Here is a 17,942-nt window from a genome sequence, read left to right on the forward strand (position 1 = left end):
CGTATTTAAAAGCTCTCTTCACCGAGAGGCTTTGAAACCCGCTGACGGTGAAACGCAGCGGGTTTTTGCTTTTTCAGCGTCCGAGTAATAATTACTAGAGAAACTTAGTAAGTGATAGCAAACCTAACAGGAACTATGAGATGAGCATTAAAGACCAAGTTACCGAAGATATGAAAACCGCAATGCGTGCAAAAGAAGTTGCACGTTTAGGCGCCATCCGTCTTTTATTGGCGGCCATTAAGCAGCGCGAGGTAGACGAACGCGTAGTTGTTGATGACGCTGGTGTCATAGCAATTGTGGAAAAAATGATTAAGCAGCGCAAGGATTCAATTTCTCAGTTTGAGAAGGCTGGACGCGATGATTTGGTTGCGATCGAAGTAGGCGAAATGGCTATTTTGCAAGATTATTTACCTGCACAACTTTCTGATGCTGAGGTCGAGGCTGCTGTAGCTGCTGCAGTAAGTTCTACCGGCGCCACTGGACCTCAAGATATGGGTAAGGTCATCGGCGCGCTTAAAGCGCAATTGGCTGGTAAGGCGGATATGGGAAAAGTTTCCGCTTTGGTGAAGGCCTCTCTGGCGAAGTGAGCCACAGGTTCAGTACTGATGGCGCTCATTCCCCAATCCTTCATTGCCGATCTTTTAAATCGGATCGACATTGTTGATGTGGTTGGGCAGCATGTGAAGTTAAAAAAAGCTGGCGCGAACTATCAAGGTTTGTGCCCGTTTCATTCTGAAAAGTCCCCTTCATTTTCTGTATCGCCCACAAAACAGTTCTATCACTGTTTTGGTTGCGGGGCCCATGGGTCGGCGATCAGTTTCGCGATGGAATATTCCGGGCTAGGGTATGTTGATGCAATTGAAGATTTAGCTCGATCAGCTGGTCTGACAGTGCCGCGTGAAGAACGAACTGCGCAAGATGTAGCAAGGCAGCAGCAAGCGATGGCATTGAGCGAGGTGATGAGTTCTGCATCAGATTGGTATCGGGCGCAACTGAAGATGGCGCCTCGCGCTGTAGAGTATCTAAAAGGTCGCGGCCTGACTGGTGAAATCGCTAAACGTTATTCATTGGGCTATGCGCCAGACGGCTGGCAAGGTCTTGAAGCAGTTTTTGGTAGCTATTCAAATGATGAAGTTGCCAAGACTTTGCTAGAGGGCGGCTTATTGATTCAGAGTGAGCAAAATGAGGGTGGCCAACCCGTAAGACGCTACGACCGTTTTCGTGATCGCATCATGTTTCCGATCCGCAATCCAAAAGGCCAAGTGATTGGTTTTGGTGGTCGCATCCTAGATCAAGGAGAGCCAAAATATTTAAACTCTCCTGAGACATCACTCTTCTCTAAAGGCAATACGCTTTATGGATTATTTGAGGCGAGGCAGGCTATTCGTTCGCAAGAATATGTTTTGGTATGCGAAGGGTATATGGATGTAGTGGCACTGGCGCAATTAGGTTTCCCTAATGCTGTAGCCACTCTGGGTACTGCGTGTACTGCAAATCATGTACGTATGCTCTTACGTCAAACGGATCGTATTGTATTTTCCTTCGATGGTGATGCCGCGGGACAGCGCGCGGCACAACGCGCACTAGAAGCCTGCCTGCCTTTGATGTCTGACGATAAGGAAATTCGTTTCTTATTCTTGCCCACTGAGCATGATCCCGATAGTTATGTGCGTGCTTATGGCGCACCTGCTTTTGAGAAGGTCATTAAAGAGGCAATGTCTATTTCTAGCTTCTTCTTTAAGATTGCCAGCGAGGGGCATGAGATGACTACTCCAGAGGGTAGGGCGCAAACGCATCATGCTGCTAAACCCTTGCTCCTCTCAATGCCGCCGATTGCATTGCGTACCCAAATATTGCGTGAGCTTGCAATCCGCACAAACTCGACTCCGGCGGAGTTAGAGGCTTTTTGTGGTTTAACGATAGCGCCTTCTCCCATGCAAACGGTAGCGTATTCTCCAACTGCAACTAGGGCAAAAAGCCTTACTAATGCCAACACTGGTAACAGAAATCAAGGCGCACCATGGCAAGCTTCGAGAGGGTCAGCAAAAAGAGTTGCCGCTCAAAACATAGCTCCACCACAAGCGCCCACAGATTTAGCAGAACAGATTTTGCGAGTCTTGATTCAGTTTCCACATTTAGGTAAAGCTTTAGATGCAAATCAGCGATCACTTGCTTTGCAAGCATCTGAACAGCGCTCAGCGAATGCGCTGACACTGATGCAGGATTTATTGTCGCAATGCGATCAAGTTGAATTGGTTGCCGGTGAAGGTGAAGCGCCCGCAATGGTGGGGGCGGGTGCTTTTGCTATGTTCCAGGATCAGTTGTCTCGGAGTGAGCTTGCTCCAATGTATGAAGTTCTCAGAAAACGGGTAATGGGGTCTGACTTGGATTTGAAGGGAGCTACCGCGGATCTGAATGGGGCCTTCAAAAAGCTAGAGCTAACCCACCTGAAACTAGAAATGACCCAGATCGCGCAGAAGATTGCTGCCAGCGAGGCAACGGAGCAAGATCGAGCTAGATATCGTGAATTAGGCGAAAGACTGAAGTTCGCCTAAGAAATATCGGATTTCACCCTAGAAATCTGAGAAATTAACCCCATATCTTTACGAAAAGTAGGGGTAAAAAAGTCACAATCGACTATAATCCTCTGTTCCCAAGAAAAAAACGATTTAATTCAGTCACTTGCGCTTTATTTTGATGAAATTTGGGGCAAGTGGACAACGTGGCTGTGTTTAATCAGTCGATATCAATAAACAGTAACGTGAATAAGTGCTCATAAATGCCAAATATCAAGAAAAAACCCGCTAAGCCAGCTCCAAAATCAAAGCCTGCGGCTAAGCCAGCCGCTAAAGCAAAGACTCCAGCAAAACCAGTTAAAGCTCCTGCAAAACCTGCAGCTAAAGCAAAGACTCCAGCAAAACCAGTTAAAGCTGCCGCTAAGCCAGCCGCTAAAGCAAAGACTCCAGCAAAACCAGTTAAAGCTCCCGCAAAACCTGCAGCTAAGCCAGCCGCTAAAGCAAAGACTCCAGCAAAACCAGTTAAAGCTCCTGCAAAACCTGCAGCTAAGCCAGCCGCTAAAGCAAAGACTCCAGCAAAACCAGTTAAAGCTGCCGCTAAGCCAGCCGCTAAAGCTCCAGCTAAAGCCCTCAAGCCCGTAGCAAAAGTCGAGCCCGCTAAAAAAGGAAAGGCGATTGTCGCTAAGGCTGAGCCTGCAAAAGCTACGAAGGCTGAGCCAAAAGTGGATGCAAAAGCAGAAGCTAAAGGTAAAAAAGTAAAAGTTATGGAAGTTGAAGTGCTTGCTGAAGTTGTTGGCGAGGAGAAAAAAGTTCGCGGACGCAAGCCTAAGGCTGACGCCCCGGTTGAAGGCGCTGAGCCAGTTTTGACAGATCGTCAAAAAGCGCGCGAGCGTAAGGCAAAAGAAAAGGCTCTTTTAAAAGAATTCGCAGCACAACAGTTAGGGTCAGAGGAGCAACAAGAGTTGCGTCGTACTCGCTTGAAGGTGTTGATCAAGATGGGTAAGTCCAAGGGTTATTTAACCCATGGTGAAATGAATGACGTGATGTCTGATGAGTTATCTGATGCCGACGCATTAGAAACTTTGATTAGCCTCTTAAACGACATCAACATTACCGTCTACGAGCAGGCCCCTGATGCCGAAACTTTGTTGCTCAATGAGAATGCTTCAGCAACAACTACCGAAGAAGAGGCGGAAGAAGAGGCGGAAGCCGCTTTAGCGACCGTTGACTCAGAGTTTGGTCGCACAACCGATCCAGTTCGCATGTATATGCGTGAGATGGGAACTGTTGACCTCTTGACTCGCGAAGGCGAGATCGTGATTGCCAAGAAGATTGAGGCTGGTCTCAAGGATATGGTTATGGCCTTAGCTGCTTGCCCAGTAACCATTAGTGAAATCTTAAGTAACGTCGATAAAATCGCTACTGGCGAAATGGAGATCGATCAATTTGTTGATGGGTTGGTGGATCCTAATGCTGAAGATATTAAGCTTGGACCAGAAGAGCCAGAAGTCGACCCAGATGCCGAAGAGGGTGAAGAGCTTGGTGAGGACGAAGGTGGTGGTGGCGGTGGCGCAGCCACAGCCAATGCCAAACAGTTAGAAGAGTTGAAGCAGATTTCTTTAGAGAAGTTTGCAATCGTTCGTACGCAAGCAGACAAGATGCGTCGTGCCTTTGATAAAGAGGGGTACAACTGCCCGGCTTATATCAAGGCGCAAGAACTTATTCGTGGTGAACTGCTTGGCTTCCGCTTAACGGCGAAGAGTGTTGAAAAGTTATGCGACACGATGCGCTCACAGGTTGATCAGGTCTGGAAGCTTGAGCGCGGTATTGTTAGTTTGTTGGTGGATAAGGTTGGCGTTAATCGCGGCGAAGTCTTGAAAGATTTTCCAAAGATGGCCATGAACCTTGCTTGGACTGATAAATTGTTGAAGGAAAACAAGCCTTACAGCGCACTCTTGCAGCGTAATGTGCCAGCTATTCAAGAGCTTCAGCAGAAGTTGATCGACATCCAAACTCGGGTTGTTATTCCGCTGCCAGAGTTGAAGGAAGTTAATAAGCAGATGGCTGCTGGTGAGAAGCGCGCTCGTGAAGCCAAGCGCGAGATGACCGTTGCTAACTTGCGTTTAGTAATCTCGATTGCCAAGAAATACACCAACCGTGGCTTACAGTTCTTGGATTTAATTCAAGAAGGTAACATCGGCTTAATGAAGGCGGTGGATAAGTTTGAGTACCGTCGTGGCTATAAGTTCTCAACCTATGCAACTTGGTGGATTCGTCAGGCGATCACACGCTCTATTGCCGACCAAGCTCGTACCATCCGTATCCCGGTTCATATGATTGAAACAATCAATAAGATGAACCGTATCAGTCGTCAAATCCTGCAAGAAACTGGCCATGAGCCAGATGCTGCAACCTTGGCCTTGAAGATGGAGATTCCTGAAGACAAGATTCGTAAGATTATGAAGATTGCTAAAGAGCCTATCTCCATGGAAACACCCATTGGAGATGATGAAGATTCTCATTTAGGTGACTTCATTGAGGATGGCAACACCTTGGCTCCAGCAGAAGCTGCCTTGCATGAATCGATGCGCGATGTGGTGAAAGATGTTCTAGACTCATTGACACCACGTGAGGCAAAAGTATTACGCATGCGCTTTGGGGTTGAGATGAGTACTGACCACACGCTTGAGGAAGTGGGCAAACAATTTGATGTGACACGTGAACGTATTCGTCAGATTGAGGCTAAAGCGCTCAGAAAAATGCGTCACCCAAGCCGTAGTGACAAACTCAAGACCTTCCTCGAAGAGGATTGAGGCAAAGACTAACGGGCCCATAGCTCAGTTGGTTAGAGCAGAGGACTCATAAGAAAGAAGCCCTAGGGGTCTTGTAATAAAGATCTCAATAGATTCAAGAGGTTAGTGGTGAATTAGGTGGTTTAAATTCACTACACACCGCTTACACACCGGAGCAAAAACCGAGGTGTGTAGTAAATGCGGTTTAAGTGTGGTTTTGCAGTAAAAACACCAGCAGTAAGGTGTGTAGTAAAAACAGTTTTAGGGCCCATAGCTCAGTTGGTTAGAGCAGAGGACTCATAGCGAAAGTTGTGCCTTATGCGTGGAAACTGCATAAGGGATGGTGTCAAATTCGGAGAAAGCTAAATGTAGCCAAAAGCTGCACAAGCTAACGCCGAGCCAAGCTTCAGTATGAAAGTGCTGTTGAAGGTGTAGAGACTAGACGGCACCCATCTAAGTCGAGTGATCGATATGATGAAGGCATAGTCCAGGGAGTAGTGAAAGCTACACAAACCGGAATCCTTTGGTCCCAGGTTCAAGTCCTGGTGGGCCCACCAGAAGTAAAAAACCACCTTCGGGTGGTTTTCTTTTGCGCCCAGAGTAAAACGCTAAAAGCTTGGGCTTGGATAGGTTTGTTGAGATAAAAACTCACCGTTCTTATCTACTTTGGCCAGAATCATATCTCCACGTTAACTACTTTGCCGGTAAAGGCTTGGATATTCACATGGTGTGTGACTAGGATGATGGTCATTTTGGGGTTTTCATTTAGCTGGGACTGAATAAGTTTTTCTAGGTTTCGGGTTTGCTCTTTTTCCATACTCATGTCGTCAAAGAATAATCCAAGAGCAGGGGCTATGGTAACTTGCCCCTTATTTAGTAGTTTCGCAGTATCAATGCAGCGACACCAAGGGCTGCTCATTACTTTTGCAGAGGTAACTCCTTGGTTGGTCAGCCATTGGCCTATCAGTATTGCCTGCTTCTTGCCGCTATTACCCATATTTCTTTGGGTGGAGCATTTATCTAGTTGATAGCCTGCTGGATCTCCATAGCCAGGTGCATCAGCATGGCGCATCAGTAAAACATGCTGTCCATCGCTAAGGCTACTTGCAAGGTTTGCGCTTGCCGGCATGGCGACGAGAGCGAGTAATGCACTTATAAAGAAAGAGAAGACAATTTTCATGATATTTACTTTAAAGAGAATCGCTTAAGATGACTGGTATATGAAATTAGTGCGCAAAATTCGAGAGCTTTATGATGAAATTCTAAGTTTCATAAGAGCCAATTTACGATAGTAAGTTTTTATCCTTCATGTTGCTGAGGGTGTCGTTATCTATCGAGAGCCGAACGCCTAGCGAGCCCGATCCCGCGCTAACAGGCATTTTTCTGAGGCCAATTTCAAGAGACTCAATTTCGGGGTACTTAGAGCAGGCCTGAACGATTCTAGTCATGAGCCTTTCTTGCGTTTCATAATGACCATCGCCTGCTATATGATCAATCTCAATGACCAAGGGGTCGTAGTCAAATACATTTTCCATGACATCTTCTGCGATAAGGACCAGTTTTGGGTCTATCCAAAGAGTTAAGTCGAGAAGATGCTGTTTTGGAACAATAGAGCCCGGGCCATAAGTCCCGATTTGCGTTTGCAGTTTAAGATCTTTTAATTCAATACATGCTATGGCCATCTTTTTTCTCTTTGGGTAATAGATTATTTCTGAAATGTTTCAATTTGGGAGGCTAGTTCATAGCCGCTGAGCCAGGCGCCCTCGACCCTTCCTCCGCGAAGCCAGTCACCACAAAATCCTAACCTGAGATCTTGGTTAAGGATTGGGTCTGAGACAGGATTAATGTGACCACTTGCATAACGCCAGCGATGTATAGAGATTTTAGGGTCACCAAAGTCTAGACCGAGTTTTTTTGCGCAATCTAGAATTAGTTCCGCCGCTGCATCCTTATCTAACTCAATCGTTTCCTGACTCCATTGAGGATTAGCATGTATTGTCCAGACTTCACGACCGATACGATTCGCCTTAGAGTTGTTCCTAGATACCCAACTAATGATCTTATTATTGACAAACGCAGCATCAAAATCGATATTGAGATTTTTATCGGGGATAACTATCACGGTCCAGCAGCCCTGCATATTGGCGTCTGATACTAAGATCTCAATTGCCTTGTCTATTTGTTTTGTAAGTGCGAGTACCTGTGGAGCAGGTAGCGCTAAAACAAGCCAGTCAAACTGCTTCTGAATTTCGCCTGCCTCTATGCTGTGCAGCGACCATTTCCCTGCTTTATAGGTAATGTGATTAATGGTTTGATTGAGCTGGATGGAGAGATTTCTGGCTAAAAATTTCCCCGGTGAAGTCATATTGGGGGTGCCAACATAGCGAATTTCAGAGCTGATGCTGTCGTGCCATTGACCTTGTTTAAAAACTTTTAGACGTGGATGCCAGATACTCGCTGCTTCACTCTCAATCCAGTGATTAAGCTCTTCAATGAAAAGGGGGTCTCTTGCTGTGAAATATTGAGCTCCATGGTCTGCATTCCAACCATCTCCATTGCGAGTGCTCATACGTCCACTAACCCCACGACTTTTCTCATAGACCTCAACCTCAAACCCAAGTTTTTGTAGACGAGTGGCGCAGCTGAGGCCAGAAATGCCTGCGCCGATGATGGCAGCACTGATCTGCTTTGAATGGGGTTTACCGGTCATTTGGAGTAATACTTCTGAAGGTTAGATTTATACGAGGCTCATCAATCTTTTTAGTTTTTTGTAAGGCATGCTGCCAATACTCCTGAGTAGGAGCATGCATGATAAGAGCGCTACCATTTTCTAACAAAATAGAATGTGTTGTTTTGTCTTTCTTGTGTCGAAAAGCAAACTTTCGGGTGGCACCAAGACTCAGAGAGGCAATTGGTGATTTTGCATCCAATTCTTTTTCATCATCGCTATGCCAGCCCATGCCATCATTGCCATCATGATAGAGATTGAGTAGGCAGGAATTAAATTTTGACTTCGTGAGATCCTCAAGTTGGCCCTTAACCAACAGTAGTTCCGCAGTCCATCTTTGGGCTTGTCTCTTGATTCCGGAATAGGTATAGTCGCATTTAGGGTCGCCAATCCAAACTACTTTGCGACGAGTGGTTACCACCCTCCCGAACATCAATAATCGATCTTCCTCCCAGGGCAGTGACTCTAAGAGTTGTGTCATTAATTTAGCGCTATTGTGGTTGCTTATAAATTCTGGGTAGTAATGTGTAACCCCATCCTTAGGCAATAGGTTCTGCCTAGACGGCATTAGATCCGCGTGAAATAAGGAGGTTTGGTTCATCTGAGGGGGTTGAGGGCAAGCGCTAAATGAATAAAAACTCTAGAATAGCGTTAATTCCTATTTGTGTTGTGGCGGCCATAAGGACCAAAACGACTTACACAATATTTGCTCTCTTAACAAAGGCTTGATTATGAAATCTCCAGATAAGCGTTGCTGTGGATCAGGCGTCTGCATTATTAATGATGCGGGTGAGTGTTGGTGCGGCCAAGTTTGGGATGGTGAAAAAATGGCAGCTCCTAGTCTGAATTTACAGTCAGCTAAAGACAAAAGCCCAGTCACGAATTCCGATGAGTCTAAGTCTGAGTAGTGGAGCTGGGCTTAAGACAAGCTTTACTGGCTGAATCTTCTGCAGATTTAAGCCATGTAGGTGATTTACTGCCTTTGCTCAATTCATCTAATTGCGTGGAGTTGAGATTACTCACGAGTTGTTTCGCAGTGCATTCGCAATATGCTCGGAAATCATTTGGAGTGATTTCCTTAATCTTCTGATGTGCCTGAACTTGACTTCGAATGCAGCTTTCAACATAGATTGGATTCAAAGATTTGCCTGCATTGGTCTGGGCGCTGACCGGGCCTGAAATGGCTATTAGTAGCAAGGTAAAAGTGAGTGCATATCGTGTTTTCATGATGAGATCACCAAAAGATAGATAAAAGAAATGAGCTGGAATAGGTTGATGACAACGCTTGCGCCATGAAGCACATGAAACTGTCTATTTTGACCGCTATCCTTGGCGTGATTAATTTTTCCGGTGAGATAAAACAGAGTAAAAGCAAATAGTGCTGCGCAGATTGCAAGCAATAATTTGTTATTTGAGTCTTGCTCGGTAAAGATGCAAATTAGGGTGATGAGGCCTAGGGTAGCGTAATACTTCGGAAAAAAGTTTCTAACATATTTGCTTGACCATTCCATTGGCAAAACCTTAAAAACGGTTGGCGCAACAACTACTGTAAAAAACAGCATGATGCCAACCATGCCGGATAAGAGGTAATTAGTCATCATGTTCACTTTCTAAAAATATTATCCATAAACTCTACGCAGAGAGTGGGCAGCCACCCCATCTTTGAGGGCTTCACGCACAGGGTATGCGATGAGGTTGATACTCTTCTGAACTGCAAGGCGCTCTAAATAAGTGGGCGCTGGTTTTTTGATAATTGGGTACACCCACTCAGGAAGATTCAGAAATCCTGCACGACTAATGAGTTTGATAAAGGGTTTAGCGGCCAAATTGCTTGGGAAATGATCGAGCAAATCAATAATGCTCTTAGCCCGGTCGCCAAAATAGAGCTCTGGTATGTAGGCTTTAATGGCGCCCTCAGTCTCTGCATAAGTATTTGGAATACCGGTGGCACCCATTCTTTCGCCAAGAGATTTCATTTCAAGAAAATACTGGTCTTTTTCTTTTGGAATTAATTTTTCTTTACGGTAAACCTCAAAAGAACTCATGAAGCTGCGCGTTTCTGTGAGATGCACCCAAGCCAGTAAATGTGGATCAGTGGCTGAGTATGGTTTGCCAAATTCATCGAGGCCTGTAATTTTTGTATGAATCTGATTAACCTTCTGAATAATGTTATCTGCCATATCGGTAGGGCCGTATGTAGTCGCCGCAATAAAAAAAGCTGTTCTACCAAGGCGACCCTTTAAGTCTTCTCTGAAAGAGGAGTGATCCCAGACCCCGGCTAAGGCTTGTGGGTGGAGGGCTTGCAAAATCAATGAGCTGATGCCACCAATCATCATGGAAATAAAGTCTGCATGCACCTTCCAGGCTATTGATTCAGGGCCAAATAAACCACGATCGCCTTTTGGCACCAAGAACGCTACTGGTGGGCCGCTACCGCCCACCATTTCTCGAATCGTTTTCCGAATCAGCTCATCCAGCATGAGCTTAGTGCATCTTCAGATTTCTTAAATCATCATCCTCAATGATTTCAGTAATCAGATCGAGTCTAATCCGTGGATTGGTTTGGGCTAAGAGGTGATTTTTCTGTGCAAGAGAGATTGGCAAGAGCTCAGCTAGACGATTGGAGACCCAGCCGCAATCATCGGTCTTAAAGGGTTTCTTGAAAGGGGCATCGCCTAGCAAATCTTCACTCTGAATGACTGAAATAATCTCATTGAGTAATTTAGCGACGCCTTGATGTTCTTTGGGAATGGGCATGAGTGGATCTTTATCCAGCAGCTCCACTTCACCAACCCAAAGACCATTATTTTGTTGGGTGCTATTTAGTAGCTTAAAGCGCTGCGTCCCACATGATTTAGTCATGTACAGGGCGGGCTGCACAGGATCAAAGTCTTCGATCAACGCTAGGGTACCAATGCTGGCAAAAGTTGGGGGTTCGCTCTCATTGTCGTTATTGGTATTTTTGATGATGCTAACCACGCCAAACTCAGTCTTCTCGCGCAAACATTGTTTAATCATGTCCAGGTAGCGAGCTTCAAAAATTTTAAGGGCGATCACGCCGTCTGGGAAAAGTACTGTACCCAGGGGAAATAATGGGATTTTTCGTGGGGCGGGGTTGGATTCAGTCATGGATTCAATGTAATGGATTTGAATACTTTTTGCTGATGACCAACTCGCCACTGAAGTCCCCTAATGTTTGCATCATCGGCCAGCAACAAACCCAATTTCCGATTACATTAGACGTTCAATTCTTGGAGACCCAAAATGGTACAAAAACTACGCATCAAGCTTGCCCGCTGGATATTAGGAAAGCATTGCCCGTGCTATCAAATGGGTTACCACAGTATGGTGGACTTTCAGCAAAGAAGTGCTGATCAGTTGGCAAAAGCCCAAGAGCGAAAAAACAAGTAATTCATCCCCTGCAATTGGACTTGGTATGAAGATTTGGCAAATGCGAAGAAACTGCGCGCTGACTCCAAAGCAGCTCCTGCAGTTTTATATCGCTTTGGTATGCCTCTCCTTTGTGGTGGCAATCGGCTTTCTATTAGCAGGAGTCTGGGTTATTCCCATTTTTACGATTATTGAGATTGGTGCGGTAACGATCGGATTTTTGATTTATTGCCGACATGCGCTTGATAGCGAAACGATTGAGATCGATGGTAAACGCCTGATTGTTAAAAAGTTTATTGGCTACAAAGAAAAGGTCTACGAATTCAATACGCAGTGGGCAAAAATAGAAGCTCCTCTTGAGGATGCAAAAACCTTCTTTATTAGCCAATCAAACTTACGTGTGGAGATCGGTCAATTTATCAGGCAAGAGCAGCAGTTACCACTTATTGCTGCAGTAAGGCGCTACCTAGGTTGATCGTTGTTTGCTAAGGCGCCACGCCATTAATCCGCAGCAAATTATCTGGGTGATTACCAAGGTAAAGGTCAGTCCATTCAAAATCGCAAAATAAGTAGCAAATGGTGAGAGTGCTACTGGCATACCATCCAGCAATGCGGTCTCTCGCAAGTAATCCATGCGGGGTATCAGCAGAAAGCTGCTGATTGCGGTGACTAAGATCAGCAAAAGAGCGGGAATGCGAATTGCTCTGAGGCTATGCTGTCCTCTTTTGATAAGAACATTGGCAAGGCTTAAGGTAATAAAAGTACAGCCTAATAAGTAATAAGACAAATGCTGTATAAGTATGTGCGCTAGCATACCTGCCGCTTGTGAATCGCCAATGAACAAATAGGCGCTTAAGCAGCTAAAAAATTGCGCAATGATTCCGCCTAACAATAAGTGGGAGATGAATCGCAAAAATCGATTAGCAAATTGGTGTTGGTCTTGAGTGCTTTCAACCATGGAACAAATAGGGTTAAGAAGTGCGTTTCAGCAAAAAGTCTAAATCAGTCTGATACTAGATCCAATCTAACATTTCTGCTAAGTTCAAAATGGATCTCACCAAAGCAGCAAAAGCAGCGCTAAATACCCTAGTCGACATTGCTAGTAACTCGATCAATGGACAGCCTGTGCCAGTGCCAGAGCTGGCCAAGAGGCAAAACTTATCTATTAGCCGTATTGAGCTTCTATTGCGCCCCTTAAGAGAATCGGGGTTTGTAAAAGGCACCAAAGGCCGCAGAGGTGGCTATGTTCTATCTCAAGACCCTGGCTTGATTACGATCAAAGATATCGTGCTTGCCATGAATCTCATTAAAAAGCGCAAGGTAGAGTTATCCGATATTGCCAAAGAGCTATACCAATCTTTGGAAGCTTATATGCTCAGTTGTATGGCCAACGTCACCTTGGCATCCACCATCAAAGATTATGTGCCTAGCTTTAGTGATATTAAAAAAGCACCCGAGAGAACTGTTTATGCTTCTCTTGATCTCAAAAAAGAGAAAAGACAAAAGGGTGAGGTTCAAAAAGTGGTGAAGGCGCAGTTTAAAAAAGTGGAAGAGATCCCGCGTGGACCTAATTCTGTATTTGACTTTGCAAACTTCTTGGATCGCAGCCCAAGTTAAAGCTTAGGTTGAAGGGGGTCTTAGTACCCCCCCCATTGCCTGATTCTCTAATGTTATGAATAAGCAATCGATCGATTATCCAGCTCTTGCTTTTGTTGATATCGAGACAACTGGTTCGAATTTTGACAGAGATCGCATTACGGAAATAGGTATTAAAACGCTTTCTAATAACGGGGTCTCTATCTGGGAGAGTTTAATCAACCCCCGTGTCTATATTCCGCACAATATTCAAAGACTCACTGGGATCTCCCCGCAAATGGTGTCTGACAAGCCTGGCTTTGAAGAAATTGCCAGAGACCTAAAGGCGGAGCTCGAAGGTAAGATATTTATTGCGCACAATGCGCGCTTTGATTATGGATTTATTAAAGCCTCTTTTAAAAGAATGGGCCTGGATTTCAGGCCCAAAGTCCTATGTACCGTCAAACTCTCAAGACTCCTATTTCCTAACCAAGCTCGTCACAACCTAGACACTATCATTCGTGAGCATGGTTTGACTGTCAGCGCTAGACATAGGGCGCTTGGCGACGCAGATTTACTTTTTCAGTTTTGGCAAATTTGTGAGAGAGCAGTTGGTAAAGAGCGTTTGCTAGAGGCTCTCAATCGGTTGGTGGGAAATGCAAGTCTACCGCCAAATATCGATCAGGAACTAATTGACTCAATACCTGATGCGCCTGGGTGCTATATCTTTTACGGAGAAAATAAAACCCCTTTATATATTGGGAAGAGTATTTCCCTGCGCAGTAGGGTGATGGGGCACTTTCAGGGCTCGTTAACGCAGCGCAAGGAAATGAAATTATCTTTGCAGGTGAGAGATATTGACTGGATTGAGACTAGTGGAGAGCTAGGAGCTTTAATATTAGAGTCTAAGCTTATTAAAGAGCGCATGCCTAGTATGAATATAAAGCTTCGTCGATCAAGAGATCTTTGTGCATGGAGCCTTGATAAAGATACTAATGGAGTGCTAAAGCCAACGCTTGTGAACCACAAAGATCTCATGCCTGGTCTTCAAGATAATCTTTTTGGTTTGTTTTACAACAAAAGAGAGGCCAACTCGTATCTAAAGGCGATTGCAAAAAAATACCGCTTATGCGAAGTATTGCTGGGGCTTGAAAAAGCGGTTGATGCAAAAGCCTGCTTTGGATATCAAGTTAAGCGATGTGGTGGTGCATGCATTGGCATCATACCTACTGAAATGCATAATCTGCAGTTAAGGACGGCAATGGAGTTATATAGGGTGCAGGTTTGGCCTTACAAGGGCCCAATAGCCATCAAAGACAACGGAGAAATGATTGTTTTGGATAAATAGTGCTACTTGGGTACCGCCATTAATGAGGACGAGTTGACTGAACTCAAAAGTGCTGGCGATGCTGAGTTCGATCTTGATATTTACAAGATCGTTAAAAAAGCTCTAGCTAGGCAGTATCAAAATCAAGTGATTCATCTTAGTTAAGAATAGCCATGTCTACCATCGTCTATTGGTTTAGGAATGATCTTCGTTTGGAAGATAATCCCGGTTTTAAAGAAGCATGCGCATCAGCCAAACATCTTTTACCAATCTATATTCATCCAGATAGCAATGATGATTTAACCAGCTGGGAATTTCCTCGATTTGCAAATCACTCTAGAGAATTTTTACAACAATCGTTAGATGAACTACGTCATCAATTAATTGCCAAGGGCTCAACTTTACTAGAGTTCAAAGGCAGGTCCGCAGAGGTTTTTCAACTACTAAGAGAGCAAGTGTCATTTGACTCTATATATTGCGAGCAAATCCAAGCTCCAGAGGAACTTGCAGAGGTAGATGTAATTAAGAATCTGGGTTTCAATATCAGGCAATTTTGGCAATCAAGCATGCTTGATCCCAAGGACTTGCCATTTGATTTGCAAGAGATGCCAGATGTATTTACTAAATTCCGACAGGAGGTTGAGCGTAGAAATCTTTCTAATGCGGAGCCGATTTCTACCCCAGCTCACATTCCTCCATTGCCGCTGATGAGTATTCCGACTAATCCAAAGGAAGATTTATTTCCCAAGCAAGTCGAACCTCTTTTTAATGGTGGAGAGCTAAGTGCTTTAGCCCATTTAGATCAGTACTTTGAGCGTCGCTTGCCAGATAGCTACAAGCAAACTCGTAATCAATTAACTGGTATGGACTATTCCAGTAAGTTTTCTCCATGGTTGGCTTTTGGCTGTTGCTCGGCAAGAACAATCGTGCAGAAGCTAAAAAATTATGAGTCAACATACGAAGATAATGACGGAACTTATTGGCTGTGGTTTGAATTATTGTGGAGAGACTATTTCCGTTTTCTGCACTTTAAGTATGGGAGCAAGCTTTATCGTCCCCGGGGTTTGACTGAAAAAGAACTCAATAGTTTTGATGAAAAAAAATTTCAACAATGGAGTACTGGTTCTACGGGAGAGAGCTTTATTGATGCTGGCATGCGCGAGCTCCAACAAACCGGATTTTTATCTAATCGTATGCGTCAAGTGGTAGCAAGCTATTGGATTTACGACATGAAAGGCGATTGGCGCGCTGGTGCTGCTTGGTTTGAATCTCAGTTGGTTGACTATGATGTGTATAGCAACCAGGGTAATTGGTTATACATAGCAGGAAGAGGTACAGATCCACGCGGAGGGCGCCCATTTAATGTGAAGAAGCAAGCTCAGGATCATGATCCTGATGGCACTTATCGATCAAAGTGGTTAAATGCGCCCTAAAGTTTAAAAAAGCGTTTATTCCATTACCAAGGTAGCTTTTCACCCGAATAAGTTAGAAAGCTTCCTGTATCTTCTTTTTGAAGATACTGAATCACATTAAACATCTCAGCTGCAGCTTGATCTGCAGGTCTGCCAATCTGCTCACCACGAAATGGCTTTGAGAGTCTGGAGTTCACAGCGCCGGGATGCATTGCGATTAATGCGGTCTTCGGTTTTGTGCGCCCCCATTCGATCGATGTTGTCTTCACTAACATATTGAGTGCAGCCTTAGAGGCGCGATAGCTATACCAACCACCAAGACGGTTATCTTCAATGCTGCCTACTTTTGCTGACAGAGTCACCATGATGCTATTTTTGGGATCCAGTAATTTTGAAAAGTGACGAATCGTTAGTGCCGGACCAATCGTATTGACTATCATGAGCTCCATGAGTTGTTCCGCATTGAGATCATCTAACCTCTTTTCAGGCATCCACTGATTCGTGTGTAAAACCCCGATGGTATTAATGATCAGTTGAAAGGGCCCCGCTTGAGAAAGTGCTATTGCGCAGGATTCAATAGATTCCAGATTTTGATAATCGATTGGAAATTCAGAATGGCGATGAATGCCGATAACCTCTGTGCATTCGGGGTTAGATTTTAAGAGATCCATGAAGGCAGAGCCTATGGTTCCGGAAGAGCCAATAACTAGTGCACGAAAGGGGTTGGGAAGTAAGCTCATGTTGTTCTGTTGAAGAAATTCAATAAATGGGATGGATTGAAGAGACTTTAGCGCAGATCGCGTATGAGCGTACTCGGCAAAATTCTCATTCAAGCAAACCCTCCATTTGCTTGCTATTCTTACTCCTGTTTATAGATAAGAAACGCAATAAGTGAATATCCACTCCGATTACAGTAAGAGAGTTGTCATCAACCACCATGACCTACCTTGGGTTCCTAGCCCAGAGGCAGGGGTCGATAGACGTATGCTTGATCGCATGGGTGATGAGGTAGCAAAGGCAACTTCAATTGTTCGCTATCGACCGGCATCTAAATTTCAAACACATACCCATGAATTTGGTGAAGAGATCTTCGTTTTAGATGGCGTCTTTAGTGACGAGACAGGCGATTATCCTGCTGGTACTTATATGATGAATCCACCTGGATCTTCGCATGCGCCATTCAGCCAGTCTGGCTGTACTCTGTTTGTAAAGTTGCGACACCTTGGCCCAGATCAAGTCGAGCGAGAGATAGTTAACACGAAAACTGCCCCTTGGTTTCAGGGGATGGTTCCCGGCCTCAATGTCATGCCCTTGATGACACAGGGTAGCGGATCGACTTTAGTTCGTTGGGCGCCTCAAACTTACTTCAATCCCCATAAGCATTACGGTGGCGAAGAAATCTTTGTGGTCGATGGTGTATTTGAGGATGAGCATGGACGATACCCCGCCGGCTCTTGGATCAGAAGTCCTCACATGAGCTTGCATCAGCCATTTAGTAAAGAAGGTTGCACCATCTTTGTGAAGACTGGCCATCTTTTGGCAGATGGTGATAGCAAGCAATCCGCCTACTATCGCTAAGACGGGCTTGTCTGATTAGGGCTATGGACTGGGATAAATTTGGTGTGATAAGTATTGCCCATTTTTATTTACCTTCACCAAAACCATATCACCCACATTAACCACCTTACCCGTATAAGCTTGTATATTGACGTGGTGAGTTACCAGAATGAGCGGCGTCTTACTATTTTCATTTAGCTGGGCTTGGATGAGCTTCTCTAGCTCTTTGGTTTGTCGCTTTTCTAGACCCATGTCATCAAAGAATGATCCAAGGGCTGGAGAGATTTTTACGGACCCTAGATTTAATAACTTAGCCGTATCTATACAGCGACACCAGGGGCTGCTAATGATATTTGCGTACTGAATCCCCTGATTTTTTAGCCATCCTCCGATAAGGGCGGATTGTTTTTTTCCATAGTCACCCAGATTTCTTTGGGTGGAGCATTGATCCAATTGCAAGTCAGAGTATTTGGGATGCCAATTTACCTTCTGTGAATTTTTACTCTGCAATGTATAGATGTAGTATCCCCCGTCAAGCCGACATTCCTAAAGTGTTGTTTTCTGCCTGTGCTCGATAGTCTCTAGGCGATATTCTGCCAAGAGAGCTGTGCGGTCTTTCTTCGTTGTAAATGGTGATCCAGTTTT

At 44.7% G+C, this 17,942-nt stretch carries 23 protein-coding genes; 11 read left to right on the forward strand and 12 right to left on the reverse strand.

The genetic code is table 11. The features are described from left to right. The first annotated feature begins 140 nt into the window (after positions 1–140). The 3 genes from ICN46_RS01965 (at position 141) to rpoD (ending at position 5,329) form a co-directional block, all read left to right on the forward strand. A complete protein-coding gene (locus tag ICN46_RS01965; RefSeq protein ID WP_216203915.1) occupies positions 141–587 on the forward strand; it encodes a GatB/YqeY domain-containing protein in 447 nt (148 codons plus the stop codon). Between the two features lie 18 nt (positions 588–605). Then, entirely contained in the window at positions 606–2,555 is a 1,950-nt protein-coding gene (gene dnaG, locus ICN46_RS01970) for a DNA primase (RefSeq protein WP_216203917.1), read from the forward strand. Positions 2,556–2,779: 224 nt separating this feature from the next. Further along, entirely contained in the window at positions 2,780–5,329 is a 2,550-nt protein-coding gene (rpoD, locus tag ICN46_RS01975; protein ID WP_216203919.1) for an RNA polymerase sigma factor RpoD, read from the forward strand. 655 nt (positions 5,330–5,984) lie between these two features. Here rpoD and ICN46_RS01980 read toward each other — a convergent pair. The 4 genes from ICN46_RS01980 to ICN46_RS01995 form a co-directional block, all read right to left on the reverse strand. Then, positions 5,985–6,488, reverse strand: coding sequence for a histidine phosphatase family protein (locus tag ICN46_RS01980; RefSeq protein ID WP_216203921.1), 504 nt, complete (start codon positions 6,486–6,488; stop codon positions 5,985–5,987). A 103-nt stretch (positions 6,489–6,591) separates the two neighbouring features. After that, positions 6,592–6,990: a dihydroneopterin aldolase gene (locus tag ICN46_RS01985; RefSeq protein ID WP_216203923.1), complete on the reverse strand. Its 399-nt coding sequence runs from the start codon at positions 6,988–6,990 to the stop codon at positions 6,592–6,594. 23 nt (positions 6,991–7,013) lie between these two features. After that, positions 7,014–8,018, reverse strand: coding sequence for an NAD(P)/FAD-dependent oxidoreductase (locus ICN46_RS01990; protein ID WP_216203926.1), 1,005 nt, complete (start codon positions 8,016–8,018; stop codon positions 7,014–7,016). Continuing rightward, a complete protein-coding gene (locus ICN46_RS01995; protein ID WP_216203928.1) occupies positions 8,008–8,637 on the reverse strand; it encodes an alpha-ketoglutarate-dependent dioxygenase AlkB family protein in 630 nt (209 codons plus the stop codon). The genes ICN46_RS01990 and ICN46_RS01995 overlap by 11 nt, the downstream gene beginning before the upstream one ends. Before the next feature lie 130 nt (positions 8,638–8,767). On the opposite strand from ICN46_RS01995, the gene ICN46_RS02000 reads away from it, so the two are divergent. Continuing rightward, positions 8,768–8,944 (forward strand): hypothetical protein, encoded by a 177-nt coding sequence (locus ICN46_RS02000; RefSeq protein WP_216203930.1) that lies wholly within the window; start codon positions 8,768–8,770, stop codon positions 8,942–8,944. Here the strand turns inward: ICN46_RS02000 and ICN46_RS02005 are convergent. The 4 genes from ICN46_RS02005 to ICN46_RS02020 are packed head-to-tail and all read right to left on the reverse strand — an operon-like array spanning position 8,931 to position 11,165. Continuing rightward, a complete protein-coding gene (locus tag ICN46_RS02005; RefSeq protein WP_216203932.1) occupies positions 8,931–9,263 on the reverse strand; it encodes a hypothetical protein in 333 nt (110 codons plus the stop codon). The two genes, ICN46_RS02000 and ICN46_RS02005, sit on opposite strands and share 14 nt — an antisense overlap. Further along, entirely contained in the window at positions 9,260–9,637 is a 378-nt protein-coding gene (locus tag ICN46_RS02010) for a DUF4149 domain-containing protein (RefSeq protein ID WP_216203933.1), read from the reverse strand. Before ICN46_RS02010 ends, ICN46_RS02005 begins: the two co-directional genes overlap by 4 nt. An 18-nt stretch (positions 9,638–9,655) precedes the next feature. Then, entirely contained in the window at positions 9,656–10,516 is an 861-nt protein-coding gene (locus ICN46_RS02015; protein WP_216203935.1) for an oxygenase MpaB family protein, read from the reverse strand. Positions 10,517–10,520: 4 nt separating this feature from the next. After that, positions 10,521–11,165: an LON peptidase substrate-binding domain-containing protein gene (locus ICN46_RS02020; protein WP_216203937.1), complete on the reverse strand. Its 645-nt coding sequence runs from the start codon at positions 11,163–11,165 to the stop codon at positions 10,521–10,523. 135 nt (positions 11,166–11,300) lie between these two features. On the opposite strand from ICN46_RS02020, the gene ICN46_RS02025 reads away from it, so the two are divergent. Then, positions 11,301–11,447: a hypothetical protein gene (locus ICN46_RS02025; RefSeq protein WP_161484718.1), complete on the forward strand. Its 147-nt coding sequence runs from the start codon at positions 11,301–11,303 to the stop codon at positions 11,445–11,447. Between the two features lie 25 nt (positions 11,448–11,472). Next, entirely contained in the window at positions 11,473–11,901 is a 429-nt protein-coding gene (locus ICN46_RS02030; protein WP_216203939.1) for a DUF2244 domain-containing protein, read from the forward strand. Here the strand turns inward: ICN46_RS02030 and ICN46_RS02035 are convergent. Next, positions 11,893–12,384, reverse strand: coding sequence for a DUF4149 domain-containing protein (locus ICN46_RS02035; protein ID WP_216203942.1), 492 nt, complete (start codon positions 12,382–12,384; stop codon positions 11,893–11,895). The two genes, ICN46_RS02030 and ICN46_RS02035, sit on opposite strands and share 9 nt — an antisense overlap. Positions 12,385–12,473: 89 nt before the next feature. Between ICN46_RS02035 and ICN46_RS02040 the strand changes: the two genes are divergently transcribed. The 4 genes from ICN46_RS02040 to ICN46_RS02050 are packed head-to-tail and all read left to right on the forward strand — an operon-like array spanning position 12,474 to position 15,761. Then, positions 12,474–13,043, forward strand: coding sequence for an RrF2 family transcriptional regulator (locus ICN46_RS02040; RefSeq protein ID WP_216203944.1), 570 nt, complete (start codon positions 12,474–12,476; stop codon positions 13,041–13,043). Between the two features lie 55 nt (positions 13,044–13,098). After that, positions 13,099–14,349, forward strand: coding sequence for an exonuclease domain-containing protein (locus tag ICN46_RS02045; RefSeq protein ID WP_255538689.1), 1,251 nt, complete (start codon positions 13,099–13,101; stop codon positions 14,347–14,349). 6 nt (positions 14,350–14,355) lie between these two features. After that, positions 14,356–14,493, forward strand: coding sequence for a hypothetical protein (locus tag ICN46_RS12185; protein ID WP_524538573.1), 138 nt, complete (start codon positions 14,356–14,358; stop codon positions 14,491–14,493). Between the two features lie 8 nt (positions 14,494–14,501). Beyond that, positions 14,502–15,761 (forward strand): DASH family cryptochrome, encoded by a 1,260-nt coding sequence (locus ICN46_RS02050; protein WP_216203946.1) that lies wholly within the window; start codon positions 14,502–14,504, stop codon positions 15,759–15,761. Between the two features lie 23 nt (positions 15,762–15,784). On the opposite strand, the gene ICN46_RS02055 is transcribed toward ICN46_RS02050, so the two are convergent. Beyond that, a complete protein-coding gene (locus tag ICN46_RS02055; RefSeq protein ID WP_370625467.1) occupies positions 15,785–16,573 on the reverse strand; it encodes an SDR family NAD(P)-dependent oxidoreductase in 789 nt (262 codons plus the stop codon). A 58-nt stretch (positions 16,574–16,631) separates the two neighbouring features. Between ICN46_RS02055 and ICN46_RS02060 the strand changes: the two genes are divergently transcribed. Continuing rightward, complete coding sequence (locus tag ICN46_RS02060; RefSeq protein ID WP_216203947.1) at positions 16,632–17,318, forward strand: cupin domain-containing protein; 687 nt, start codon at positions 16,632–16,634, stop codon at positions 17,316–17,318. Between the two features lie 21 nt (positions 17,319–17,339). Here the strand turns inward: ICN46_RS02060 and ICN46_RS02065 are convergent, their stop codons facing one another. Both ICN46_RS02065 and ICN46_RS02070 read right to left on the reverse strand, forming a co-directional pair. Then, complete coding sequence (locus tag ICN46_RS02065) at positions 17,340–17,807, reverse strand: histidine phosphatase family protein (protein ID WP_216203949.1); 468 nt, start codon at positions 17,805–17,807, stop codon at positions 17,340–17,342. 22 nt (positions 17,808–17,829) lie between these two features. Then, positions 17,830–17,942, reverse strand: a 113-nt coding sequence (locus ICN46_RS02070) for an integrase core domain-containing protein (protein ID WP_215336448.1), incomplete at its 5' end; no start/stop codon positions are given.

It is taken from the genome of Polynucleobacter sp. Latsch14-2 (assembly GCF_018881925.1).
Lineage (GTDB): Bacteria > Pseudomonadota > Gammaproteobacteria > Burkholderiales > Burkholderiaceae > Polynucleobacter.